The organism is Enterobacter sp. DN, from assembly GCF_046054285.1.
GTDB classification, from domain to species: domain Bacteria; phylum Pseudomonadota; class Gammaproteobacteria; order Enterobacterales; family Enterobacteriaceae; genus Enterobacter; species Enterobacter hormaechei_C.
In genome coordinates this window covers 527,439-551,294 of sequence record NZ_JBJJTG010000002.1, presented here as the reverse complement: position 1 = coordinate 551,294, position 23,856 = coordinate 527,439, and the positions used below count along the sequence as shown (strand labels likewise).

Here is a 23,856-nt window from a genome sequence, read left to right as displayed (position 1 = left end):
ATTATTGGTCCTCCGCCGCAGCGGCTGCCGGGTTTTCAGCTGGCAGTTCGGTGTTGTTGTCACCCAGCATGATGTGGTCGAGGATTTGACGCATGATGGTACCCACCGCCGGGCCTGCGCCACCGTTCTCAAGAATCATCGCCACCGCAACCTGCGGGTTATCATAAGGGGCAAACGCCGTCATGAGCTTGTGGTCACGCAGACGTTCGGCAATTTTATGTGCGTTATAGGTTTCATTCGCTTTAAGACCGAAGACCTGAGCCGTACCTGATTTCGCGGCTACCTTATACGGTGCGCCGGCGAAATATTTGTGCGCCGTCCCGTTAGGGCGGTTGGCTACACCGTACATGCCGTCTTTCGCGATTTCCCAGTAGCCGGAATGAATGTCACCCACCGGCGGCTCGTGCGGCTGTATCCACGGCACTTTTTTGCCGTCTTCAACGGTGCTTTGCAGCAGGTGCGGCACTTTCACAACGCCATCGTTAATGAGGATCATCATCGCCTTGTTCATTTGCAGCGGCGTTGCCGTCCAGTAGCCCTGGCCGATCCCTACCGGAATGGTGTCACCCTGATACCAGGGTTTTTTAAAGCGCTTCAGCTTCCATTCGCGGGTTGGCATGTTGCCGGAACGCTCTTCAGCCAAATCTATACCGGTGTAATGCCCGTAGCCGAATTTGCTCATCCATTCAGACAGACGGTCAATACCCATGTCGTAGGCGACCTGATAGAAGAAGGTATCCGCCGACTCCTCCAGTGATTTGGTCACGTTCAGATGGCCGTGGCCCCATTTTTTCCAGTCGCGGTAGCGTTTTTCAGAGCCAGGCAACTGCCACCAGCCGGGGTCAAACAGACTGGTATTACGGGTGATGACGCCCGCGCTCAGCGCAGACACGGCGACATACGGTTTAACTGTTGAAGCGGGAGGATAAACCCCCTGCGTTGCGCGGTTTACCAGCGGCGTGTTTGGATCGTTGAGCAGGCCGGAGTAATCCTTGCTGGAGATACCATCCACGAAGAGGTTCGGATCGTAGCTTGGCATGGAAACCATCGCCAGAATGCCGCCGGTACGCGGGTCGGTTACGATAACCGCCGCACGGCTACCCGCCAGTAGCGTCTCGATATACTGCTGTAGCTTCAGGTCGAGCGTCAGATAGACGTCATGTCCCGCCTGCGGGGGAACCTCTTTCAGCTGACGGATCACGCGGCCACGGTTGTTAACTTCAACCTCTTCATACCCGGTCTGACCGTGCAGCACGTCTTCGTAATAACGTTCGATCCCCAGCTTACCAATATCATGGGTTGCGGCGTAGTTAGCCAGCTTGCCGTCTTTATCAAGGCGTTCGACGTCTTTATCGTTGATTTTGGAGACGTAACCAATGACGTGCGTCAGCGCGGAGCCGTAAGGATAGTAGCGGCGTTTATAGCCTTTGACTTCCACACCGGGGAAACGGTACTGGTTAACGGCAAAACGGGCGACCTGCACTTCCGTCAGGTTGGTTTTTACCGGAATGGAGGTGAAGCGGTGAGAACGTGCGCGCTCTTTTTTGAACGCAGCGATATCGTCATCAGTCAGGTCGACAACGCTTCTCAGCGCGTTCAGGGTATCCTGCACGTTATCCACTTTCTCGGGCATCATCTCTATCTGGTAGATGGTGCGATTAAGCGCCAGCGGCGTGCCGTTACGATCGTAGATAATGCCGCGGCTGGGCGCGATGGGCACCAGCTTGATACGGTTTTCGTTTGAGCGGGTCTGGTAATCGGTATAGCGGACAATTTGCAGATTATAGAGGTTGGCGATCAGCACGCCGGTAAGCAGCAAAATCCCCGTAAAGGCGACCAGCGCCCGGCGCACAAACAGCGCGGACTCAGCCGTATAGTCGCGAAAAGAATTCTGTAGTTTCATCCGCTGCTTAAATTACCCTGGTCAGTCATTACTCGCGGTGATAAGGGTGGTTGGTAGTGATGCTCCATGCGCGATACAAACTTTCTGCCACGAGAACCCGTACAAGCGGGTGGGGCAGCGTCAGCGCCGAGAGTGACCAACTTTGTTCTGCTGCCGCTTTGCAGGCGGGAGATAACCCCTCTGGTCCGCCAATCAACAGACTGACGTCCCGACCATCCTGCTTCCAGCGCTCCAGTTCGTGCGCCAGCTGCGGCGTATCCCAGGGTTTGCCCGGAATATCGAGGGTCACGATGCGGTTTTTGCCTGCGGCAGCCAGCATCAGTTCTCCCTCTTTATCGAGAATACGTTTGATATCTGCGTTCTTGCCGCGCTTTCCTGCTGGGATCTCCACCAGTTCGAACGGCATATCTTTTGGGAAACGACGCAGATACTCAGTAAAACCGGTTTGTACCCAGTCCGGCATTTTGGTGCCGACGGCGACCAGTTGCAACTTCACGCATTAACCCCAGAGTTTTTCCAGTTCATACAGGCGACGGCTCTCTTCCTGCATGACGTGGACAATCACATCGCCGAGATCGACAACCACCCAGTCAGCGGTCGCTTCACCTTCAACGCCCAGCGGAAGCAGCCCTGCCGCGCGCGATTCCTGAACAACATGGTCAGCAATCGAAACAACGTGACGAGTTGAGGTCCCGGTGCAGATGATCATGCAGTCGGTGATGCTGGATTTACCCTTAACGTCGATAGCGATGATGTCCTGACCTTTCAGGTCATCAATTTTGTCGATAACAAAATCCTGGAGTGCTTTACCCTGCAAGTTTTCCCCCTGGGTGTATGAGATTGTACAACTATGAATTCGTGGTCAGTCAGTATACCTGAACTGACGCCAGTCGCGGGACAAATGTCACCGCCCGGCTTTTGAAGGCGGGTATCATCCCACCCTCCGCCTGATATTGCATCGCCATTTTTGTAAAACAATTTCTGTAAAGCAGCGATCGGCGGGAAAGTCTGGCAGCGGAGGATATCAGTATGGCTTAGCCTGTCAAGGCAGGATAATCATTAACGGACAATTTCGCCGGCGATGCTCAGACATCTGTACTTTTCTGATACAGACCGTGTGCGTGGATATAGGCCAGCACGGGCGAGGGGAGGAGATCGTCACAGTCTAAACCCTGCTGGAGACGCTCGCGGATGAGGGTTGCGGAAATATCAAACCACGGCGTTTCAGCGAGATAAATTTTCCCGGCGGGGAGACTGTGCAGGTCTTCTATATTGTCCGTCAGATGCGCGTCAAGCCACTGCTGATGCTGTGCGTCGCGCATGGTCAGCGGGTAGCCCGGACGGCGGCAGACCAGCAGATGACTGTTTTCCAGAATGGTTTCGTACTGGTACCAGCTGGGAAAGTTGAGCAAGGAATCCTGGCCGATGATGAACGCCAGCGGTTTCATGGGCCCCTGCTCATCGCGCCACTCCCGCAGCGTTTGCGATGTCCAGGAAGGGGTATCCCTGCGCAGTTCACGCTCATCAAGCGTGAAGAGAGGCTTATCGGCGATAGCCAGCGCGAGCATCGCTTTACGCTGCTCGCTGGTTGCTTCTGGCTGAGGACGGTGCGGCGGAACATTGTTGGGCATGATGATTACCCGCTGCAACCCAATCAAATTCGCGAGGATTTCTACCGGCTTAAGATGCCCATAGTGTACCGGGTCGAAGGTCCCGCCATACATTGCCTGTAAAGAATGCATATCACCCATCGATAAATACGTCTGCCAGCGCCTTATGGCAGAGCAGCAAAGAGAGGCTCTCCAGCTCCGCCCAGACAGACTGGCCGTAATCCTGTTTTAACGTCAGTTCGGCGCGCATCAGAAGTTGTACTGCCTGACGCAACTGCTCCTGGCTCAGGCGGTTTATCGCCTCCGTGGTCATCGCCCGACGGTTTTGCCAGACGCGATGTTTGTCGAATAAGGCGCGCAGGGGCGTGTGTGCTGACTGGCGTTTAAGGTTGTTCAGCAGCAGTAATTCGCGCTGGAGCGTACGGAGCAGAATGACCGGCTCACTCCCTTCCAGGCGCAGCTGTTGCAGGATGTGCAGAGCACGCTTACTTTTCGCCGACAGCAGCGCATCAACCCAGTGGAAGGGGGTAAAGTGCGCGGCATCATTCACCGCCTGTTCCACGCGCGGCAGCGTCAGCTTACCATCGGGCCACAGCAGGGCGAGCCTGTCCAGCGCCTGCGCCAGTGCCAGAAGGTTGCCTTCGTAGCAGTAGCACAGGAGCTGACTGGCGGCCTCATCCAGCTGCAAATTGTGCTGCTTTGCTCGCGCGGCAACCCATTTTGGCAGATGCGCCTGCTCTGGCGTCTGGCAGGTGACCAGCACCGCACTGGGGGCTAGCCGGGTAAACCAGGCCGCGTTTTCCTGCGCTTTTGTGAGTTTGTTGCCGCGTACGATAAGCAGCAGATCGCCGTGTAACAAACTCACCAGCATAGCCAGCTGTTCATTGATGGCAGCGTTAGGACCATTCTCCGGCAGCAGGATCTGGATTGTCTGACGAGAGGCAAACAGGCTCATGGCCTGACAAAGCGAGAAGATAGCGTTCCAGTCGGTACTGTTATCGATCTGGAACGTATGATGCTCATCGAAACCCTGTGCGGCTGCCGCATGGCGAACCGCATCAAGGCTTTCCTGAAGTAACAGGGGGTCATTGCCGAGTAGCAGATAGGCCGCGCGCAGCCCTTCGTTGAGCTGCGCGCGGAGTTGTTCAGGATACAACCTGATCATCAGTTACCCAGAGACGTTGGCATATCCGGCGTGCTGGCATCCGGTGTTTCGATGACGTCAGCGCCTTTTTTCGTCGACGCGGCAATGGCAGGCAGTCTGCGGATCAGCTGTTCCGCGGCCTTATCGTACATCTCTTTGATGATAATCTGCTGTTCGGCGTCTTTTGCCAGCGCCGTCTGCGGGTTATCGAAGAACGAGCGGTAGACTTTGGTATTGATAGGGTAAATATCTTTACCTGGCATCAAGACGGCCGCATCAACGGTAAGCACCATCTGATATTCCGCCGTCCGCCCATCCTGGAAGATCGAGGCCGTATCTTGTGACAGCGTTGATTTCAGGACGCGAAGCGAAGGAACATCCTGACGCAGGGTTCCCTTCTCGATCAGCTCAACATCGTTCAAACGCAGCTGGTTACGAATGGCCCGGCTCAGCGGTCCGTTCGGATCGGATGAGTCGAAGATCATTGTTTTCATCTGAGCAGGCACTGCCGTGGTGTTGCGCAGGTGCCAGCCGCAGCCAGCGGTGACCAGCACCGCCAGAGATAAGAGTATTGTTGCCAGTTGTCGCACGTTTCCTCCCGCGCTTAGCCAACGACCAGATTCAGCAGTTTACCAGGTACGTAGATCACTTTACGTACGGTAACGCCCTCAAGGTATTTCGCGACCAGATGCTCCTGGCTTGCGCGCTCGCGAACCTGTTCTTCGGTTGCGTCGACCGCGACGGTAATTTTACCGCGCACTTTACCGTTAACCTGCACCACCACCAGCGTGGTGTTTTCCACCATAGCGGATTCATCCGCCACTGGCCACGGCGCGTTGTCGATATCGCCTTCGCCTTTCAGCTCCTGCCACAGGGTGAAGCTAACGTGCGGCGTGAACGGGTTAAGCATGCGAACGACCGCCAGCAGCGCTTCACGCATTAAGGCGCGATCCTGCTCGCCGTCCTGCGGGGCTTTCGCCAGCTTGTTCATCAGTTCCATAATAGCCGCAATTGCGGTATTGAAGGTCTGACGACGACCAATATCATCGGTGACTTTCGCAATGGTTTTATGAACATCACGACGCAGCGCCTGCTGATCTTCGCTCAGTGCAGCCACGTTCAGCGCAGGCGCATCACCCTGAGAGGTGTGCTCGTACACCAGTTTCCAGACGCGTTTCAGGAAGCGGTTTGCCCCTTCAACGCCGGATTCCTGCCATTCCAGCGTCATATCTGCCGGGGAGGCGAACATCATGAACAGACGCACGGTGTCAGCGCCGTAACGCTCAACCATTACCTGCGGGTCGATACCGTTATTTTTCGACTTGGACATCTTGCTCATGCCGGTATACACCAGTTCATGACCTTCGGCGTCTTTCGCCTTCACGATACGGCCTTTCTCGTCGCGCTCCACAATCGCATCAACCGGAGAAACCCAGTTACGCTCGCCGTTCGCGCCAACGTAGTAGAACGCATCTGCCAGCACCATACCCTGACACAGCAGCTGCTTTGCCGGCTCGTCGGAGTTGACGAGGCCTGCGTCACGCATCAGTTTGTGGAAGAAGCGGAAGTAGAGCAGGTGCATGATGGCGTGTTCAATGCCACCGATGTAGATGTCTACCGGCAGCCAGTAGTTTGCTGCATCGGAATCCAGCATGCCTTCTTTGTACTGCGGGCAGGTGTAGCGCGCATAGTACCAGGAGGATTCCATAAAGGTGTCGAAGGTGTCGGTTTCACGCAGCGCTGGCTGACCGTTGACGGTGGTTTTCGCCCACTCAGGATCGGCTTTGATCGGGCTGGTGATACCGTCCATGACCACGTCTTCCGGCAGGATCACCGGCAGCTGATCTTCCGGCGTTGGCATCACGGTGCCATCTTCCAGAGTCACCATTGGGATTGGCGCACCCCAGTAACGCTGACGGGAAACGCCCCAGTCGCGCAGACGGTAGTTCACTTTACGCTCGCCCACGCCCAGGGAGACCAGCTTGTCGGCGATGGCGTTGAAGCCTTCTTCGAAGCTCAGGCCGCTGAACTCACCGGAGTTAAACAGGGTGCCTTTTTCAGTCAGCGCTTGCTCAGAGAGATCGGGCTCAGAGCCGTCAGCAGCAAGAATAACAGGCTTGATGGTCAGGCCGTATTTGGTGGCAAATTCGTAGTCGCGCTGGTCGTGACCCGGCACGGCCATCACGGCGCCTGTGCCGTATTCCATCAGTACGAAGTTGGCGGCCCAGACAGGGATCGCTTCGCCCGTCAGTGGGTGAATGGCTTTAAAGCCGGTATCAACGCCTTTTTTCTCCATCGTCGCCATGTCGGCTTCGGCCACTTTAGTATTGCGGCATTCGTCGATGAAGGTCGCCAGTTCCGGATTGTTTTCTGCCGCTTTCTGCGCCAGCGGGTGACCTGCGGCCACGGCCAGGTAGGTCGCGCCCATAAAGGTGTCCGGACGGGTGGTGTAGACGGTCAGGGTCTGGTCGTAGTTCTCAACGTTGAAGGTAATTTCCACACCTTCGGAACGGCCGATCCAGTTGCGCTGCATGGTCTTAACGGTATCTGGCCAGTGGTCCAGATTATCCAGATCGTTCAGCAGTTCGTCAGCGTAGGCGGTGATTTTGATAAACCACTGCGGGATCTCTTTACGCTCTACTTTGGTGTCGCAGCGCCAGCAGCAGCCATCGATAACCTGTTCGTTCGCGAGAACGGTCTGGTCATTCGGGCACCAGTTAACGGCAGAGGTCTTCTTGTACACCAGGCCTTTTTTATACAGCTCGGTGAAGAATTTCTGCTCCCAGCGATAGTATTCCGGGGTACAGGTTGCCAGCTCGCGGCTCCAGTCATAGCCGAAGCCCAGCATCTTCAGCTGGTTTTTCATGTACGCGATGTTGTCGTACGTCCACGGAGCCGGTGCCGTGTTGTTTTTCACCGCCGCGCCTTCAGCAGGCAGGCCGAACGCATCCCAGCCGATAGGCTGAAGCACGTTTTTGCCCAGCATACGCTGGTAGCGCGCAATCACGTCACCGATGGTGTAGTTACGCACGTGGCCCATGTGTAGTCGACCAGAAGGATAGGGAAGCATCGACAGGCAGTAATACTTCTCTTTGCTCTCGTCTTCGGTTACTTCAAAGGTGCGCTTCTCGTCCCAGTGTTGCTGGACTTTTGATTCTATCTCTTCCGGGCGGTATTGCTCTTGCATGGCAGCCAGTGGTCCTGTGTTCAATACAGCTACAAATGTAGCCAATGGATGTGGTAATTCAGATCCGCATAGCATAGCCCAAACGCCCGCGTCAAAACAGCCTTTCACGCAAATGCACTTTGCAGGAATTTACCGGGTCTGTGCTTCACCTGACAAAGCGGCGGCGAAATAAGGTCTATTATTAGAGACAGTTACTTACCCGGGAGGCAAAATGATGAACAAGGTTGCTCAATTTTACCGTGAACTGGTAGCGACTCTGACGGAACGGCTGCGTAACGGCGAGCGTGATATCGACGCGCTGGTCGAACAGGCACGTGCACGCGTGACGCAAACGGGTGAGTTAACGCGAACCGAAGTGGAAGAGGTGACGCGCGCCGTGCGCCGTGACCTGGAGGAGTTCGCGCGAAGCTATGAAGAGAGCCAGGACGAGATCGCCGACAGCGTTTTTATGCGGGTCATCAAAGAGAGCCTGTGGCAGGAGCTGGCGGATATTACCGATAAAACTCAGCTGGAATGGCGTGAGGTGTTTCAGGATTTAAACCACCACGGTGTCTATCACAGCGGCGAAGTAGTGGGGTTGGGGAACCTGGTGTGTGAGAAGTGCCACCATCATATCGCCGTTTATACGCCGGAGGTGTTGTCGCTGTGTCCGAAGTGCGGGCACGACCAGTTCCAGCGTCGGCCATTTGAGCCGTAGGTAAAAGCAAAACTGTTTGCACCCTCTCCCTGTGGGAGAGGGGCGGGGTGAGGGCATCAGGCCGCAGAATAATAAGCCAGCCGCTCCGCCAGCAAATCCACAAACGCTTCCCGATCGATATCCACCATTACCGTGGTATTCGGCTTGTTTCCCGTCAGCGAGTAATAGTCCACCACCGTCATTCCCTGGGTATATTTCCCCTGTGTTTCCACACCAACCCAACGCTCGACCGTGGTAAACATTTCCGGCTTCAGCAGCCAGGCGATGGTGCATGGGTCATGCAGCGGGGCGCCGTGGAAGCCCCACTTCTCGGCTTTGTGATACTCCATAAAGAAGTCGAGCAGCTCGGCCACGGTCGTTGCAATCGGGTTGCCCACGGCGCGGAAGCGTTCAATATCGTCTGTCATAATCTGTGCCCGATGCGTCACGTCCAGCCCCGCCATCACAATCGGCAGGCCCGACTGGAAGACGATTTCCGCGGCTTCCGGGTCAACGAAGATGTTGAACTCTGCTGCTGGCGTCCAGTTCCCCAGCCCCATTGCCCCGCCCATGATGACGATACGGGCGATGTTGCTGTGCAGTTCAGGATGGCTGTTCAGCAGCAGCGCTACGTTGGTCTGCGGGCCGGTCGCCACCAGCGTCACGGGCTCTGCGCTCTCACGCAGCACCTTCGCCATGAGCTCGACGGCAGTGCAGTTTTGCGGGGCGAAATTCGGCTCCGGTAGCGCCGGGCCATCCAGCCCACTTTCACCGTGAACATTATCCGCAATGATCAGCTCGCGCATCAGCGGCTTAACGGCGCCACCTGCGACCGGAATATCGGTGCGTTTCAGCAGCGTCAACATGCGCAACACGTTTCGCAAGGTTTTATCCGGCGTCTGGTTCCCGGCGGAGGAGGTGACAGCTTTTACGTCCAGTTCAGGGGAAGCAAGAGCAAGGACGAGTGCGATCGCGTCATCATGACCCGGATCGCAGTCGAGAATAATTGGCTGTGCCATAGCGTTCTCCATTCTCAGCATTATTTGTGACAAGGTTAACGCTGCGATGTGACGCCGAATAGAAAAAGAGATCTAAAGCGTGAAGCAGTGCGCAATCCGCAGATTGCGCACTAAAAAGATTAATGCAGGATTTTGGCGAGGAAGTCTTTTGCACGTTCAGATTTAGGATTTGCGAAGAACTCTTCTTTTGGTGAGTCTTCAACAATTTTCCCTTCATCCATGAAGATCACGCGGTTGGCCACTTTACGGGCGAAGCCCATTTCGTGCGTCACCACCATCATGGTCATCCCTTCGTGCGCCAGCTCCACCATGACGTCCAGCACTTCGTTGATCATCTCAGGGTCGAGCGCGGACGTCGGCTCATCAAACAGCATTGCCACCGGATCCATGCACAGCGCACGCGCGATTGCCACACGCTGCTGTTGGCCGCCCGAAAGCTGGGCCGGGAACTTATTCGCATGCGCAGACAGCCCGACGCGTTCCAGCAGCTTCAGCCCCTTTTCGCGCGCCGCTTTTTTGTCGCGCTTCAGCACTTTGACCTGCGCCAGCGTCAGGTTCTCAATGATGGACAGGTGAGGGAACAGCTCAAAATGCTGGAACACCATCCCTACGTGGGAGCGAAGCTGGGCAAGGTTGGTTTTGCGGTCATTCACTTTGGTGCCGTTAACGACAATCTCGCCCTGCTGGACAGGTTCCAGCCCATTAACGGTTTTGATAAGCGTGGACTTACCGGAACCGGACGGGCCGCATACCACTACCACATCGCCTTTTTTTACTTCTGTTGAGCAGTCGGTCAGCACCTGAAAGTGCCCATACCATTTAGAAACATTTTTCAGGGAAATCATTATACCGTCCTTTTCTTCAGCCAGCTTACCAACAGCGATGCGCTTAAACTAATCACAAAATAGACCCCGCCCGCGAAGAGGATCATCTCAACCTGCGTTCCGTCACGTTCGCCAATGGTGGAGGCGGTACGGAAGAAGTCTGCCAGACTCAGCACGTAGACCAGGGAGGTATCCTGGAACAGGACGATGCCCTGCGTCAGCAGCAGCGGAACCATGGCGCGAAACGCCTGCGGCAAAATAATGAGCTTCATGGACTGCCAGTGCGTCATACCGAGCGCCAGCGCAGCGCTGGACTGCCCGCGAGAGATACTCTGAATACCTGCGCGGATGATCTCTGAGTAGTAGGCGGCTTCAAACATGGAAAACGCCACCATGGCAGAGATCAGGCGGATATCGGTCTTTGGCGACAGTCCCAGTACGTTCTGTAAAAAGCCGGGAACAATCAGATAAAACCACAGCAGCACCATGACCAGTGGAATGGAGCGGAATACGTTAACGTAAGCCGTGGCAAACCAGGCGAGCGGCTTAAAGCTCGACAGGCGCATCACTGCCAGCAGGGTGCCCCAGACAATACCGACGATAATGGCGATAACGGTGATCTTTAAGGTGATTGCCAGTCCATCCAGCAGATAGGGCATGGAGGGAACAATGGAACTCCAGTCAAAATCGTACATTTATTTGCCCCCCAGATTGCCCGGCAGGCGTACTTTGCGTTCAACCAGGTTCATCACCAGCATGATGAAAGCGTTAATCAGAACATAGGCGAGCGTGATCGCCGTGAAGGATTCCCAGGCGTGAGCGGAGTAATCCAGCAGTTTGCCCGCCTGTGCCGCCATATCCACCAGACCGATGGTTGAGGCGATAGCCGAGTTTTTTACCAGGTTCATCATCTCGGACGTCATCGGCGGAACGATGACGCGGTAAGCGTTAGGCAGCAGTACGTAACGGTAGGCCTGGGGCAGAGTCAGGCCCATTGCCAGTGCCGCATTCTTTTGCCCGCGCGGCAGTGACTGTATGGCGGCACGTACCTGCTCGCAGACGCGCGCAGCGGTGAACAGCCCCAGACACAGCATAGAGGAGACAAAAAATTGTACGTTAGGATCCAGCTCGGCCTTAAACCACATGCCGAGATCTTCCGGCAGCAGTTCCGGGATCACCAGATACCAGGTAAAGAACTGCACGATCAGCGGAACGTTACGGAACAGTTCCACATAGAGCGTGCCAATCGAAGAGAGAAAACGGTTAGGGACGGTACGCAGAATACCGAACAGCGAACCGACAAGAAACGCGATAATCCACGCCGTTATCGATAACGCAACGGTAACCTGAAAGCCGCTCCACAGCCAGCCGAGATAGGTGGTGTTGCCGAACGGGGCTTGTTGCAGAAAGATGCCCCAGTTCCAGTCAATTGACATAGTAAACTCCAGAAAAAAAAGGGTAGCAGCGCTACCCTCGAAGATTGGTGAGAAGCTCAATTTTTGCGCTGAGTGGGGAACGACCACTCAACGTATAGTCTGTCCATGCTTCCCGACAATCGAGAGGGCAGGAGATCCCGCCCCTGTCGTTCTAATTAGTTAAGAGCTTTGTCGTTTGGTGATTTGAACAGCGCTTTCATGTCGTCAGACAGTTCAAAGTTCATGTTCAGGTTTTTTGGTGGAATTGGGTTCTTGAACCATTTGTCGAACCATTTTGCCGCTTCGCCGGAGGTTTGCGCCTGAGCGATGGTGTCATCGATCAGTTTCTTGAAGTCCTCGTCACCTTTACGCAGCATACAGCCGTAGGCTTCTTTCGACTGGGCGGTACCGACGATTTCCCAGTTGTCTGGTTTCTTCGCTTTCGCGCGTTCGCCCGCCAGCAGGGCGTCATCCATCATAAACGCGACAGCACGGCCGCTTTCCAGGGTACGGAAGGAGTCGCCATGGTCTTTCGCGCTGATGATGCGCATGTCCATTTTCTTCTCGTCGTTCAGCTTGTGCAGCAGCACTTCGGACGTGGTACCGGAGGTCACGACAACCGCTTTGCCTTTCAGGTCAGCAAAATCTTTGATGTCGCCGCCTTTCTTCGTCAGCAGGCGGGTGCCCACAACGAAGATGGTGTCCGAGAAAGCGGCCTGTTTCTGACGTTCAAGGTTGTTGGTGGTTGAGCCACATTCAAAATCAAATGTGCCGTTTTGCAGCAGAGGAATACGGTTCTGTGAAGTGATGGGGATCAGCTTCACTTGCAGGTCAGGTTTGTTCAGCTTTTTCTTCACGGCTTCAACGATGGCGTTGGAGTAATCCTGTGAATAGCCCACGACTTTTTGCGTGTTGTCGTAGTAAGAGAACGGGACAGAAGATTCACGGTGGCCGACCACGATCACGCCGTTTTTGGCAATCTTGTCGAGAGTGCTTCCTGCTGCCGGAGCGTCTTCAGCGTGGACAACCCCCGCAGACATTCCCATAACCAGCATTGCTGTGGCCAGTTTACGTAATTGCATACCCAACTCCTTTCTTATCAGCGCCAGTGACGCATAGATACCCATTGTGATGTTGTTATATCTCGCGCAATGCAAGTGCAGTGTTATGCAAGCTTGTTAACATTTAGTCTGGCTTAATGTAAAGATTTTGCTGCGTTATTGTTTATTTTTGCGAAGCGCGCCGCACCATTCAGAGGCAATAATCCCTCGTTGCACCGTTTCGGTGCTACCGATGATCTACGCTTGTGCGACAAAGTTGCACGTTAAGCCAGACAGCGTTGATATGAATAAACAAAGCAACAGGCGTGCCAGAATTGAAGTTTGGGAGGAAATTGTCGGGTGGGGGCGGCGGAGAGTAGGCCGGGTAAGGCGTAGCCGCCACCCGGCAACAGAAGGTAAGGTTATTTACGACGCTGACGCAGGCTCATCAGTACTGCGCCAAAGCCGAAGAGCAAGGTCAAAATCCACAGCGGCCAGTTCCCGGTGCGCGCGTAAGGCGTAAGCCCGGTAGTTGGCGTGACGTTAGTAGTCAGCACCTCACGGGTAAATTGCGGGATCATGGCCTGGATTTCACCCTGCGGACCAATCACGGCGGTAATGCCGTTATTGGTGCTGCGCAGCAACGGACGTGCCAGCTCCAGAGAACGCATTCGCGCCATCTGGAAGTGCTGCCACGGGCCAATCGATTTACCGAACCACGCATCGTTTGAGATGGTCAGCAGATAGTCGGTGTCCGGGCGGAAATTATCGCGCACCTGCTCGCCGAGGATAATCTCGTAGCAAATGGCGGCCGTCAGGGCAAAACCGTGCGCATGCAGCTGCGGCTGAACGTAAGGGCCCCGGCTGAATGAGGACATCGGCAAATCAAAGAACGGTGCCAGTGGGCGCAAAATAGACTCCAGCGGAACAAATTCGCCAAACGGTACAAGGTGGTTTTTGTTGTAGCGATTGGTGGAGGTATAGCTGTATTCGCTGTCCTTACCGAGCGTAATGATCGTGTTGTACGTGTCATAGCGGTTCTGCTGATTGAGACGCGCATCCACAATTCCGGTGATCAGCGTACTGCCGCGCGCGCGCAGCAGATCGTCCATCATCTTCAGGAAGGGCTGCTGATTGATCTCCAGGTCCGGGATCGCAGACTCAGGCCAGATGATGAGCTGCGATTTGCCCATCACCTTTTCAGTGGCGTTGGCGTAGATTTTCAGCGTGTTCAGCAGCTGATTCTCATCCCATTTCAGGGACTGCGGGATATCGCCCTGTACCAGAGAAACCTGCGTGGCGCGCGCGGGCTCCAGCGTAAACCACTGGATATAACGCAGCGGGAAGGGCAGGGCAAACAGGATCAACGCGGCAACCAGCGGCTTCCAGTTACGTGTCACCAGAGCCAGCACCAGAAGGCCGCTGACCGCCATGAGCAGGAAGTTGATCGCCTCCACGCCCATGACCGGGGCCAGGCCTTTCAGCGGGCCGTCTACCTGGCTATAGCCGAACTGCAACCACGGGAAGCCGGTCAGTACCCAGCCGCGCAGAAATTCGGTGATTTGCCAGACAACGGGTGCCGCTATCGCCACGCGCAGCCAGGTCGTTTTTGGCCACAGGCGAGACAGGATGCCCGCGAACAGGCCGGTGTAGAGTGAGAGATAGGCGGCGAGCAGCACAACCAGGAAGACGTTAACCGGCCCCGGCATTCCGCCAAATTGCGCGATACTGACGTAGACCCAGTTGATACCAGAGCCGAACAGCCCCAGCCCCCAGAAGTAGCCAATGGCCGCGGCCTGTACCGGACGACGGTTCAGGGTAAGACCCTGTAGCCCCATCAGGGAGAGAATAGCGGCCGGCCAGATATCGTAAGGAGAAAAAGCCAGCGTACCGCTGGCTCCGAGTAACAGCGCCAGCAGCAAACGGACGCGCTGGCGTTCAAAGAGTGGGGCAAATGCCATTTACATTAATCTTCCAGTTTTGGCACCGGTGAGTCGTCCGGCATTCTGACGTGAACCTGAATAATACGTCGGCTGTCAGCCATTGCGACCTTGAACTGGTAACCATCGATGTCAACGGTTTCACCGCGGGCCGGAAGATGGCCGAAGGCCTGCATCACCAGACCACCAATGGTGTCCACTTCTTCATCGCTGAAGCTGGTGCCAAAGGTATCGTTGAAGTCTTCAATGGAGGCCAGCGCGCGCACGGTCCAGGTGTGGCGGCTCAGCTGACGGAAGTCGATATCCTCTTCTTCGTCATACTCATCTTCGATTTCGCCCACGATCAGCTCAAGGATATCTTCGATTGTGACCAGACCGGAAACGCCACCAAATTCATCAATAACAATCGCCATGTGATAGCGCTGGGAGCGAAACTCCTTCAGCATCCGATCCACACGTTTACTTTCCGGCACAACCACGGCCGGGCGTAACACCTTTTCCATACTGAAGGCTTCGGCATCGCTGCGCATAAACGGCAGCAGATCTTTCGCCATCAAAATCCCTTCAATGTGATCTTTGTCTTCGCTGATGACCGGGAAACGTGAGTGAGCCGATTCGATAATCACATCGAGGCACTCGTCCAGCGTCTGGTTGCGTTTCAGGGTAATCATCTGCGAGCGGGGGATCATGATGTCGCGGACGCGCTGGTCGGCGATGTCCATCACCCCTTCGAGCATTTCGCGCGTATCTTCGTCGATAAGGTCGTTCTGCCCGGAATCACGAATCAGCTCCAGCAGTTCATCACGGTTTTTCGGTTCGCCGTGGAAAAGCTGGTTCAGAATGAGGGAGAAAAATCCCTTTTTAGTGGTTGTCGTGTCGCTACTGTGTGAATTGTCGTCGCTCATGGCGTTTGTTAAGGGTTCTCTTGTTAGTTCAATGTTAACCGCCGCGCTATGTCCCTGCGCGGCGGCATGGTAGTCAGTGACTGACTATTCTTTCTCGGCAATGTACGGATCCTCATAGCCCAGAGCAAGCATTATCTCTGTCTCGAGGGATTCCATCTCTTCCGCTTCGTCATCTTCAATATGGTCGTAACCCAGAAGATGCAGGCTACCGTGCACCACCATGTGTGCCCAGTGCGCTTCCAGCGGCTTTTGCTGCTCTTTGGCTTCCTGCTCAACCACCTGACGGCAGATGATCAGATCGCCCAGCAGCGGCATCTCAATGCCCGGAGGGGCTTCGAACGGGAAAGAGAGCACGTTGGTCGGCTTATCTTTCCCGCGGTAGGTCAGGTTGAGCTCATGGCTTTCTGCTTCATCCACCAGGCGAATCGTGACCTCTGATTCTTCCTGAAACTGGGGGATAACGGCATCCAGCCATTTCTGAAACTGTGCCTCTTCTGGCATGCCGGAATTATCATCACAGGCCAGCTGTAAATCGAGGATCACCTGACTCATTTCTGTTCATGCTCCTGCGCTTCGCGCTTACGTTCTGCGGCCAGTTCGGCCCTGCGCTTCTGATCTGCCTCTTCCCAGGCCTCATAAGCGTTAACGATACGCGCGACGACCGGATGGCGTACCACGTCTTCACTGTGGAAGAAGTTAAAGCTGATTTCCTCTACCTCGGCCAGGACTTCGATGGCGTGACGCAGACCCGATTTGGTGTTACGCGGCAGGTCAATCTGGGTGACGTCACCGGTGATAACCGCTTTCGAGTTAAAGCCAATACGCGTCAGGAACATCTTCATCTGTTCGATGGTGGTGTTCTGGCTCTCATCCAGAATGATGAACGCGTCGTTAAGCGTACGGCCACGCATGTAGGCCAGCGGAGCAACTTCAATCACGTTACGCTCGATGAGCTTTTCAACTTTCTCGAAGCCGAGCATTTCGAACAGCGCGTCATACAGCGGGCGCAGGTAGGGATCTACTTTCTGACTCAAATCGCCCGGCAGGAAGCCCAGTTTTTCACCGGCTTCAACAGCAGGGCGGGTCAGCAGGATACGGCGGATCTCCTGACGCTCGAGCGCATCGACCGCAGCGGCAACGGCCAGATAGGTTTTACCCGTACCCGCCGGGCCTACGCCGAAGGTGATGTCGTGGTCGAGAATGTTGGCGATGTACTGCGCCTGGTTCGGGGTACGAGGCTTAATCACGCCGCGTTTAGTTTTGATGTTGATGGCTTTGCCATAGTCCGGCACGCTTTCCGCGCTCTGCTCAAGCACGCGCGCCTCTTTAATGGCCAGGTGGATCTGTTCAGGTTCAATATCCTGGATCTCACCGCGCATCGGGGCGGTATCAACATACAGGCTGCGGAGAATATCTGCCGCGGCGTTGACGCAGATTGGGCGTCCGGTGAGTTTGAAATGGTTATCGCGACGATTGATTTCGATACCCAGACGTCGCTCCAGTTGTTTGATATTGTCATCAAACGGCCCGCACAGGCTCAGCAGGCGAGCGTTGTCTGCGGGCTCAAGGCTAATTTCACGCGTATCTATGTTCAAACTGTTCCTCTTTAATTGGTTAACTGACCTGTGGCCACACGGCGTAATAAAACGGTCATTACCGAAATTATTCACGCCACAGAATAAAGGCGCAAGCGTTGCGGTAGATATTGGGGGTGATGAGAGGAAATACAAGGCCTGCCGGACAGGCAGGCCAGAAGGATCAAGGCTGGTAAATACCTACGCCAGAGTCGTTGACTTTGCGGGTGCGAGAGATAACGGATTCCGGCGTCTCGGCAATACGCAGACCCATTTCGTCCTCAGTGCGTACCACCTTCCCGCGCAGCGAGTTCGTGAGTACTTCGACAATCTCGACGTCCACAAACTTACCGATCATGTCCGGGGTGCCTTCAAAATTCACCACGCGGTTATTTTCGGTTCGACCAGACAGTTCCATGACGCTCTTACGGGAGGTGCCTTCCACCAGAATACGCTGGACAGTGCCGAGCATACGACGACTCCAGGCGTTGGCCTGCTGGTTGATACGCTCCTGTAGAATATACAGACGCTGCTTTTTCTCTTCTTCCGGCACATCGTCAACCATATCGGCCGCAGGGGTGCCCGGGCGCGCAGAGAAGATAAAGCTGTAGCTGACGTCGAAATTCACCTCGCCGATGAGCTTCATGGTGCGCTCAAAGTCATCAGCGGTTTCGCCAGGGAAGCCGACGATAAAGTCGGAGCTAATCTGGATATCCGGGCGCGCTTCACGCAGCTTGCGGATGGTGGACTTATACTCGAGCACCGTATGTGGACGACCCATCAGGTTCAGCACGCGATCAGAACCGCACTGGATCGGCAGGTGCAGGAAGCTCACCAGCTCTGGCGTATCGCGATAGACGTCAATAATGTCGTCGGTAAATTCCATCGGATGGCTGGTGGTAAAGCGAATGCGGTCGATGCCGTCAATCGCCGCCACCAGACGTAGCAGTTCAGCAAAGCTGCCGGTGGTACCGTCGTAGTTTTCCCCGCGCCAGGCGTTCACGTTCTGACCCAGCAGGTTCACTTCACGAACGCCCTGCGCGGCAAGCTGCGCGATTTCAAACAGGATATCGTCTGCCGGGCGGCTCACTTCTTCACCGCGGGTGTAAGGCACCACGCAGTAAGTACAGTATTTGTTGCAGCCTTCCATGATGGAGACGAAGGCGGTCGGGCCATCAGCGCGCGGCTCTGGCAGACGGTCAAATTTCTCGATCTCCGGGAAGCTCACGTCAACCACCGGGCTACGGCTGCCGCGAACCTGATTAATCATCTCTGGCAGGCGGTGCAGGGTCTGAGGGCCAAAAACGATATCCACATAGGGGGCTCTCTGGCGGATCAGCTTACCTTCCTGCGATGCGACGCAGCCACCCACGCCAATAATCAGGTCCGGATTTTTCCGTTTGAGAAGCTTCCAGCGGCCTAACACATGAAAAACTTTTTCCTGTGCTTTTTCACGAATTGAACAGGTGTTCAGCAGCAGCACATCGGCTTCTTTCGCATTTTCAGTCAGCTGGTATCCGTGGGTGGTATCCAGCAGATCGGCCATCTTCGATGAATCGTATTCGTTCATCTGACAGCCCCAGGTTTTTATATGGAGTTTTTTAGTCATCGACTTGCTCAGCTCAGGATTGCAAGCCGCGTATTGTAATGCTTTGGTGCGGTTGTGACCAGTATGAAGGTTGTCAACCTCAGGGCCGCAAAAATCCGGTAAACTTAAGGTATTCTCCAATAAGGAATAGTGACCATGACACTCCTGAACACCGAAGTTGCCGTTGTTGGCGGCGGTATGGTCGGCGGCGCACTGGCGCTGGGGCTGGCGCAGCAGGGATTTGACGTAACCGTTATTGAACAGGCGGCTCCGCCGGCATTCGATCCTGCCAGCCAACCGGACGTGCGTATTTCCGCCATCAGCGCGGCCTCTGTTGATCTGCTTCGCGGGCTGGGCGTCTGGGAGGCGGTGCTGGCGATGCGCGCGCACCCATACAGCCGTCTTGAAACCTGGGAGTGGGAAAATGCTCACGTGTCGTTTGATGCCGCCGAGCTGAAACTGCCGCGCCTGGGCTATATGGTGGAAAACAACGTGCTCCAGCAGGCACTCTGGCAGGCGCTGGAGGCGCACCCGAAGGTGACGCTGCGCGTTCCGGACTCGCTGAAAGGCCTGCATCGTCATGAGGGCGGGTATCTCCTGACGCTGGACAACGACGATGAGCTGGCCGTGAAGCTGGTGGTGGGGGCGGATGGCGCGAACTCGCAGGTCAGGCAGATGGCAGGCATTGGGATCCATGCCTGGCAGTACCAGCAGTCCTGCATGCTGATCACCGTGCAGTCAGAAAACGCGCCGGGCGAAAGCACCTGGCAGCATTTTACGCCGAACGGCCCGCATGCATTCTTACCGCTGTTTGATAACTGGGCTTCGCTGGTGTGGTACGACAAACCGGCGCGCATTCGACAGTTGCAGGGGCTGTCCATGGATCAGTTGCAGCGCGAAATCCGCCAGCACTTCCCGAGCCGTCTGGGCAACGTGACCCCGGTTGCCGCCGGCGCATTCCCGCTGATGCGACGCCATGCGTTGCAGTATGCCCGTGAAGGACTGGTGCTGGTGGGGGACGCGGCGCACACCATTCATCCGCTGGCGGGGCAGGGGGTGAATCTGGGATACCGTGACGTCGATGCGTTACTGGATGTGCTGGGTAACGCTCGCGCCCACGCGGAAGCCTGGGCCAGCCATCAGGTACTGAAGCGCTACCAGACGCGCCGTATGGCGGATAACTTCATTATGCAGTCGGGGATGGATCTGTTCTATGCCGGGTTCAGCAACGATGTTGGTCCGGTGCGTATAGTGCGCAATATTGGATTGATGGCAGCGGAACGCGCCGGTGGTCTGAAGCGTCAGGCCCTGAAATATGCCCTCGGACTCTGATCTTTATTCCCTCTCCCCGTGGGAGAGGGCATCAGGCCGCACTATTCTGAACAACAAAAACAAAAAAGCCCGCAGAGCGGGCTTGTTTGTTTTAAGTGGCTGGGGTGCAGGGATTCGAACCCCGGAATGCTGGTATCAGAAACCAGAGCCTTACCGCTTGGCGACACCCCAATTGCGTTAAACAAACTGCTTAACGACTTTAAAGTGGCTGGGGTACGAGGATTCGAACCTCGGAATGCCGGAATCAGAATCCGGTGCCTTACCGCTTGGCGATACCCCAACAATGTTCAGTTTACCGAATCGTATTCGATAACATAAATATGGTGGCTACGACGGGATTCGAACCTGTGACCCCATCATTATGAGTGATGTGCTCTAACCAACTGAGCTACGTAGCCAGTACTGCAATCTTCGATGGCTGGGGTACCTGGATTCGAACCAGGGAATGCCGGTATCAAAAACCGGTGCCTTACCGCTTGGCGATACCCCAATACCGCGGAGAACCGCATAATCGAAGAAATATGGCTGGGGTACCTGGATTCGAACCAGGGAATGCCGGTATCAAAAACCGGTGCCTTACCGCTTGGCGATACCCCATCCGTGCAACGCTTACCTGGGAATGGTGCGGGAGGCGAGACTTGAACTCGCACACCTTGCGGCGCCAGAACCTAAATCTGGTGCGTCTACCAATTTCGCCACTCCCGCAAAAAAGATGGTGGCTACGACGGGATTCGAACCTGTGACCCCATCATTATGAGTGATGTGCTCTAACCAACTGAGCTACGTAGCCATCTTTTTTTCGCGTTACCTTATCGGCGTTGCGGGGCGCATTATGCGTATAGACCCTTGCAGCGTCAACACCTTTTTCAATGAAAATAGCCGGAATGTGACTGTTTGGTTAGGTTGCGAACAGCGAGGCCGAATATTCGACAATTATTGGTTATTAATCGATTTTATGCGGAGAAAAGAGAGACAAAAAAATCAGGCCCCGGAGGGCCTGATGATACTCTGAACATTATTTATAGGCAGACTGGTGAACGCCCACCGCGCGTCCTGACGGATCGTTCATCGCTTTGAATGATTCATCCCATTCAATGGCTTTAGCAGAAGAGCAGGCGACCGATGGGCCACCCGGTACGCACTCTGCTGCGCTTGGAACCGGGAACAGCTCCTCAAAGATCTCACGGTACAAATACGCTTCTTTCGAGGCTGGCGTGTTGTACGGGAAACGGAAGCTCGCAGTTTCCAGTTGTTGATCAGAAACCTGTTTCGCCGCCACCTCTTTCAGGGTGTCGATCCAGCTGTAACCCACGCCATCCGAGAACTGCTCTTTCTGACGCCACGCCACGCTCGCCGGCAGGTAGGATTCAAAACATTCTCGCAGGATATGTTTCTCCATTTTGCCGTTGCCGCACATTTTGTCCTGCGGGTTGATGCGCATCGCCACATCAAGGAATTTCTTATCGAGGAACGGCACGCGGGCTTCCACACCCCAGGCGGACATCGCTTTGTTGGCGCGCGCGCAGTCAAACATGTGCAGCGCCTGTAGCTTACGCACCGTTTCTTCATGCAGCTCTTTGGCGTTTGGCGCTTTGTGGAAATAGAGGTAACCGCCAAATACTTCGTCAGAACCCTCGCCGGAGAGCACCATCTTGATGCCCATCGCTTTGATCTTCCGCGACATCAAATACATCGGCGTGGAGGCGCGAATGGTGGTCACATCATAGGTTTCAATGTGATAGATCACATCGCGGATCGCATCCAGACCTTCCTGTACGGTGAAGTGAATTTCATGGTGCACCGTGCCGAGATGATTTGCCACTTCCTGGGCGGCTTTCAGGTCAGGTGCCCCTTCCAGACCCACGGCAAAGGAGTGCAGCTGCGGCCACCAGGCTTCAGAGCGCTCCTGATCTTCCACGCGACGTGCGGCGAATTTCTTGGTGATCGCGGAGATCACGGAGGAGTCCAGACCGCCGGAGAGCAGTACGCCGTAAGGTACGTCTGACATCAGGTGGCTTTTCACTGACTCTTCCAGGGCCTGACGCAGTTCGGCTTTGTCCGTCACGTTGTCTTTCACCGCCTCATAATCAAACCAGTCGCGCTGGTAGTACGGGCGGATCTCGCCGTCTTTACTCCACAGGTAGCTACCTGCCGGGAACTCTTTGATGGTGCGGCACACCGGTACCAGGGCTTTCATCTCTGAGGCAACGTAGAAGTTGCCGTGCTCATCGTGACCCATGTACAGCGGGATAATACCGATATGGTCGCGGCCAATCAGGTAAGCGTCTTTTTCGCTGTCGTACAGGGCGAAGGCGAACATCCCTTGCAGGTCGTCGAGGAACTCCGGGCCTTTCTCCTGATACAGCGCCAGGATCACTTCGCAGTCTGAGCCGGTCTGAAACGCGTAGCGATCGCCGTACTCGGCGCGCAGCGCCTGATGGTTATAAATTTCACCGTTAACAGCCAGCGCGTGCGTTTTTTTCTCGTTATACAGCGGCTGTGCGCCAGCGTTTACATCAACAATGGAGAGACGTTCGTGAGCCAGAATCGCTTTATCGCTGGCGTATACGCCTGACCAGTCCGGACCGCGATGGCGCATCAGGCGGGACAATTCGAGTGCTTTTTTACGCAGTTCGCCCGCGTCAGTTTTAATATCCAGTACGCCAAAAATAGAACACATAACCTTCTCCGTTAACCCTGTTGCGTTGTGATGTTGCTTGCTTATGAAAATGCCGCAAAAGGGGGAGGGGGCGCAAGCGTTTTACCGATGAAAACGTAAAAAGTGCAATGACGATTGCCGAATCTTAAAAAAAGAGTATGTCTTAAGCAATTCTATTGATGATTTCTCAATGAAGGGCTGATTTCGTTAGATGAAGTGATGTTTTCAGACAGCAGAAATGAAAAACCACGCCCTGAGGCGTGGTTCTGAATCAAATAACGTCGATTTCGTCGACAGAAGGGTAAATCCAGCTTGGCCGGAACGGCATCGTATCAATGTCATCAAGCTGTGAAACGCCAGAAAGCACCAGGATGGTTTCAAGCCCCGCCTGGAAGCCAGCCAGAATATCGGTACGCAGGTTGTCGCCCACGATGACGGTTTCTTCTGAGTGTGCCTGCATCGTATTCAGTGCGGCGCGGATGATCCACGGGCTCGGTTTACCGACAACAAACGGCTTACGACCCGAGATTTTTTCGATACCGGCGCAAAGCGCACCGCAGGCGGGATAAAAACCACGACCGTGCGTGTCCGGGTTGGTGGCGATAAAACGCGCACCGTTGGCGACAAAGTAGGCTGCCTTATGCATCATCTCCCAGTTAAAGGAGCGCGTTTCGCCCACGATGACAAAGTCCGGGTTCACGTCGGTGATGGTGAAGCCCGCTTTATACAGCTCGTGGATCAGCGCACCTTCACCAACGACATAGGCTTTTTTGCCTTCCTGACGCTTCAGGAAATCCGCGGTCGCCATCGCAGAGGTATAGAACACGCTGTCCGGGACGTTGACGCCTGCGGTAGCAAAGCGGTTTGCCAGATCCTGACCAGTCTGTGAAGGGTAGTTCGTGAGAAGAACCAGTGGCATTCCTTTGTCGATGATGCGGTGAAGAAACTCCGCAGCACCCGGCACGGCAACGTTGTCGTGCATCAGCACGCCGTCGATATCACAAATTACATTCTTAATGGTCATGGACAATCCGACATCA

At 55.1% G+C, this 23,856-nt stretch carries 21 protein-coding genes and 7 tRNA genes; 2 read left to right on the top strand and 26 right to left on the bottom strand.

Annotation, left to right across the window (positions count from 1 at the left end):
• Nucleotide 1: 1 nt before the first annotated feature.
• From mrdA to leuS, 7 genes are all read right to left on the bottom strand, one after another.
• Entirely contained in the window at nt 2-1,903 is a 1,902-nt protein-coding gene (gene mrdA / locus ACJTMZ_RS07220) for a peptidoglycan DD-transpeptidase MrdA (protein ID WP_015571138.1), read from the bottom strand.
• Between the two features lie 28 nt (nt 1,904-1,931).
• The gene (rlmH, locus tag ACJTMZ_RS07215; RefSeq protein WP_003858701.1) at nt 1,932-2,399 is read right to left on the bottom strand and encodes a 23S rRNA (pseudouridine(1915)-N(3))-methyltransferase RlmH; all 468 of its coding nucleotides are present in this window, start codon (nt 2,397-2,399) and stop codon (nt 1,932-1,934) included.
• 3 nt (nt 2,400-2,402) lie between these two features.
• Complete coding sequence (gene rsfS / locus ACJTMZ_RS07210) at nt 2,403-2,720, bottom strand: ribosome silencing factor (protein ID WP_003858696.1); 318 nt, start codon at nt 2,718-2,720, stop codon at nt 2,403-2,405.
• 268 nt (nt 2,721-2,988) lie between these two features.
• The gene (gene nadD / locus ACJTMZ_RS07205; RefSeq protein WP_047057830.1) at nt 2,989-3,654 is read right to left on the bottom strand and encodes a nicotinate-nucleotide adenylyltransferase; all 666 of its coding nucleotides are present in this window, start codon (nt 3,652-3,654) and stop codon (nt 2,989-2,991) included.
• Nucleotides 3,647-4,678 carry a DNA polymerase III subunit delta gene (gene holA, locus ACJTMZ_RS07200; protein ID WP_032671314.1) on the bottom strand — a complete coding sequence of 344 codons (1,032 nt, stop codon included), beginning with the start codon at nt 4,676-4,678 and terminating at the stop codon, nt 3,647-3,649. The genes nadD and holA overlap by 8 nt, the downstream gene beginning before the upstream one ends.
• Nucleotides 4,678-5,247 (bottom strand): LPS assembly lipoprotein LptE, encoded by a 570-nt coding sequence (gene lptE / locus ACJTMZ_RS07195; RefSeq protein ID WP_006809628.1) that lies wholly within the window; start codon nt 5,245-5,247, stop codon nt 4,678-4,680. Before lptE ends, holA begins: the two co-directional genes overlap by 1 nt.
• Before the next feature lie 14 nt (nt 5,248-5,261).
• Entirely contained in the window at nt 5,262-7,844 is a 2,583-nt protein-coding gene (gene leuS, locus ACJTMZ_RS07190) for a leucine--tRNA ligase (protein WP_252010889.1), read from the bottom strand.
• 214 nt (nt 7,845-8,058) lie between these two features.
• Between leuS and ACJTMZ_RS07185 the strand changes: the two genes are divergently transcribed.
• Entirely contained in the window at nt 8,059-8,541 is a 483-nt protein-coding gene (locus tag ACJTMZ_RS07185) for a zinc ribbon-containing protein (RefSeq protein WP_003858689.1), read from the top strand.
• A gap of 56 nt (nt 8,542-8,597) precedes the next feature.
• On the opposite strand, the gene rihA is transcribed toward ACJTMZ_RS07185, so the two are convergent.
• From rihA to miaB, 10 genes are all read right to left on the bottom strand, one after another.
• Nucleotides 8,598-9,539: a pyrimidine-specific ribonucleoside hydrolase RihA gene (gene rihA / locus ACJTMZ_RS07180; RefSeq protein ID WP_252010888.1), complete on the bottom strand. Its 942-nt coding sequence runs from the start codon at nt 9,537-9,539 to the stop codon at nt 8,598-8,600.
• A gap of 119 nt (nt 9,540-9,658) precedes the next feature.
• The gene (locus ACJTMZ_RS07175) at nt 9,659-10,384 is read right to left on the bottom strand and encodes an amino acid ABC transporter ATP-binding protein (RefSeq protein WP_017382465.1); all 726 of its coding nucleotides are present in this window, start codon (nt 10,382-10,384) and stop codon (nt 9,659-9,661) included.
• The gene (gene gltK / locus ACJTMZ_RS07170; protein WP_003858686.1) at nt 10,384-11,058 is read right to left on the bottom strand and encodes a glutamate/aspartate ABC transporter permease GltK; all 675 of its coding nucleotides are present in this window, start codon (nt 11,056-11,058) and stop codon (nt 10,384-10,386) included. The genes ACJTMZ_RS07175 and gltK overlap by 1 nt, the downstream gene beginning before the upstream one ends.
• Nucleotides 11,059-11,799 (bottom strand): glutamate/aspartate ABC transporter permease GltJ, encoded by a 741-nt coding sequence (gene gltJ, locus ACJTMZ_RS07165; RefSeq protein WP_015571133.1) that lies wholly within the window; start codon nt 11,797-11,799, stop codon nt 11,059-11,061. It lies immediately after the preceding gene.
• Between the two features lie 155 nt (nt 11,800-11,954).
• Entirely contained in the window at nt 11,955-12,860 is a 906-nt protein-coding gene (locus ACJTMZ_RS07160) for an amino acid ABC transporter substrate-binding protein (RefSeq protein WP_003858681.1), read from the bottom strand.
• A 380-nt stretch (nt 12,861-13,240) separates the two neighbouring features.
• Nucleotides 13,241-14,779 (bottom strand): apolipoprotein N-acyltransferase, encoded by a 1,539-nt coding sequence (gene lnt / locus ACJTMZ_RS07155; protein ID WP_017382463.1) that lies wholly within the window; start codon nt 14,777-14,779, stop codon nt 13,241-13,243.
• A gap of 5 nt (nt 14,780-14,784) precedes the next feature.
• Nucleotides 14,785-15,663 carry a CNNM family magnesium/cobalt transport protein CorC gene (gene corC / locus ACJTMZ_RS07150; protein WP_003858679.1) on the bottom strand — a complete coding sequence of 293 codons (879 nt, stop codon included), beginning with the start codon at nt 15,661-15,663 and terminating at the stop codon, nt 14,785-14,787.
• 84 nt (nt 15,664-15,747) lie between these two features.
• A complete protein-coding gene (gene ybeY, locus ACJTMZ_RS07145) occupies nt 15,748-16,215 on the bottom strand; it encodes an rRNA maturation RNase YbeY (RefSeq protein ID WP_017694310.1) in 468 nt (155 codons plus the stop codon).
• A complete protein-coding gene (locus ACJTMZ_RS07140) occupies nt 16,212-17,258 on the bottom strand; it encodes a PhoH family protein (RefSeq protein WP_003858674.1) in 1,047 nt (348 codons plus the stop codon). Before ACJTMZ_RS07140 ends, ybeY begins: the two co-directional genes overlap by 4 nt.
• Nucleotides 17,259-17,421: 163 nt before the next feature.
• A complete protein-coding gene (gene miaB / locus ACJTMZ_RS07135; RefSeq protein ID WP_017382461.1) occupies nt 17,422-18,846 on the bottom strand; it encodes a tRNA (N6-isopentenyl adenosine(37)-C2)-methylthiotransferase MiaB in 1,425 nt (474 codons plus the stop codon).
• 135 nt (nt 18,847-18,981) lie between these two features.
• Between miaB and ubiF the strand changes: the two genes are divergently transcribed.
• Entirely contained in the window at nt 18,982-20,157 is a 1,176-nt protein-coding gene (gene ubiF / locus ACJTMZ_RS07130; protein ID WP_003858670.1) for a 3-demethoxyubiquinol 3-hydroxylase, read from the top strand.
• A 96-nt stretch (nt 20,158-20,253) separates the two neighbouring features.
• Here the strand turns inward: ubiF and ACJTMZ_RS07125 are convergent.
• From ACJTMZ_RS07125 to nagD, 9 genes are all read right to left on the bottom strand, one after another.
• Nucleotides 20,254-20,328, bottom strand: a tRNA-Gln gene (locus ACJTMZ_RS07125).
• Nucleotides 20,329-20,362: 34 nt separating this feature from the next.
• Nucleotides 20,363-20,437 (bottom strand) — tRNA-Gln (locus ACJTMZ_RS07120).
• A 41-nt stretch (nt 20,438-20,478) separates the two neighbouring features.
• A tRNA-Met gene (locus tag ACJTMZ_RS07115) sits at nt 20,479-20,555 on the bottom strand.
• Nucleotides 20,556-20,572: 17 nt separating this feature from the next.
• A tRNA-Gln gene (locus ACJTMZ_RS07110) sits at nt 20,573-20,647 on the bottom strand.
• Between the two features lie 32 nt (nt 20,648-20,679).
• Nucleotides 20,680-20,754: transfer RNA gene (locus ACJTMZ_RS07105), tRNA-Gln, on the bottom strand.
• A 23-nt stretch (nt 20,755-20,777) separates the two neighbouring features.
• Nucleotides 20,778-20,862: transfer RNA gene (locus ACJTMZ_RS07100), tRNA-Leu, on the bottom strand.
• Between the two features lie 8 nt (nt 20,863-20,870).
• Nucleotides 20,871-20,947 (bottom strand) — tRNA-Met (locus tag ACJTMZ_RS07095).
• Nucleotides 20,948-21,172: 225 nt separating this feature from the next.
• Nucleotides 21,173-22,837 (bottom strand): asparagine synthase B, encoded by a 1,665-nt coding sequence (asnB, locus tag ACJTMZ_RS07090; RefSeq protein WP_015571128.1) that lies wholly within the window; start codon nt 22,835-22,837, stop codon nt 21,173-21,175.
• 250 nt (nt 22,838-23,087) lie between these two features.
• Nucleotides 23,088-23,840 carry a ribonucleotide monophosphatase NagD gene (nagD, locus tag ACJTMZ_RS07085; protein ID WP_003858667.1) on the bottom strand — a complete coding sequence of 251 codons (753 nt, stop codon included), beginning with the start codon at nt 23,838-23,840 and terminating at the stop codon, nt 23,088-23,090.
• Nucleotides 23,841-23,856 lie beyond the last annotated feature (16 nt).

Coding starts and splice junctions, on each gene's coding strand:
- gltJ (WP_015571133.1), bottom strand. CDS start 11,799: ATGTCAATTGACTGGAACTGGGGCATCTTTCTGCAACAAGCCCCGTTC.
- mrdA (WP_015571138.1), bottom strand. CDS start 1,903: ATGAAACTACAGAATTCTTTTCGCGACTATACGGCTGAGTCCGCGCTG.
- ACJTMZ_RS07175 (WP_017382465.1), bottom strand. CDS start 10,384: ATGATTTCCCTGAAAAATGTTTCTAAATGGTATGGGCACTTTCAGGTG.
- lnt (WP_017382463.1), bottom strand. CDS start 14,779: ATGGCATTTGCCCCACTCTTTGAACGCCAGCGCGTCCGTTTGCTGCTG.
- ACJTMZ_RS07160 (WP_003858681.1), bottom strand. CDS start 12,860: ATGCAATTACGTAAACTGGCCACAGCAATGCTGGTTATGGGAATGTCT.
- ACJTMZ_RS07185 (WP_003858689.1), top strand. CDS start 8,059: ATGAACAAGGTTGCTCAATTTTACCGTGAACTGGTAGCGACTCTGACG.
- rihA (WP_252010888.1), bottom strand. CDS start 9,539: ATGGCACAGCCAATTATTCTCGACTGCGATCCGGGTCATGATGACGCG.
- ybeY (WP_017694310.1), bottom strand. CDS start 16,215: ATGAGTCAGGTGATCCTCGATTTACAGCTGGCCTGTGATGATAATTCC.
- corC (WP_003858679.1), bottom strand. CDS start 15,663: ATGAGCGACGACAATTCACACAGTAGCGACACGACAACCACTAAAAAG.
- holA (WP_032671314.1), bottom strand. CDS start 4,678: ATGATCAGGTTGTATCCTGAACAACTCCGCGCGCAGCTCAACGAAGGG.
- leuS (WP_252010889.1), bottom strand. CDS start 7,844: ATGCAAGAGCAATACCGCCCGGAAGAGATAGAATCAAAAGTCCAGCAA.
- nadD (WP_047057830.1), bottom strand. CDS start 3,654: ATGGGTGATATGCATTCTTTACAGGCAATGTATGGCGGGACCTTCGAC.
- miaB (WP_017382461.1), bottom strand. CDS start 18,846: ATGACTAAAAAACTCCATATAAAAACCTGGGGCTGTCAGATGAACGAA.
- gltK (WP_003858686.1), bottom strand. CDS start 11,058: ATGTACGATTTTGACTGGAGTTCCATTGTTCCCTCCATGCCCTATCTG.
- nagD (WP_003858667.1), bottom strand. CDS start 23,840: ATGACCATTAAGAATGTAATTTGTGATATCGACGGCGTGCTGATGCAC.
- asnB (WP_015571128.1), bottom strand. CDS start 22,837: ATGTGTTCTATTTTTGGCGTACTGGATATTAAAACTGACGCGGGCGAA.
- ubiF (WP_003858670.1), top strand. CDS start 18,982: ATGACACTCCTGAACACCGAAGTTGCCGTTGTTGGCGGCGGTATGGTC.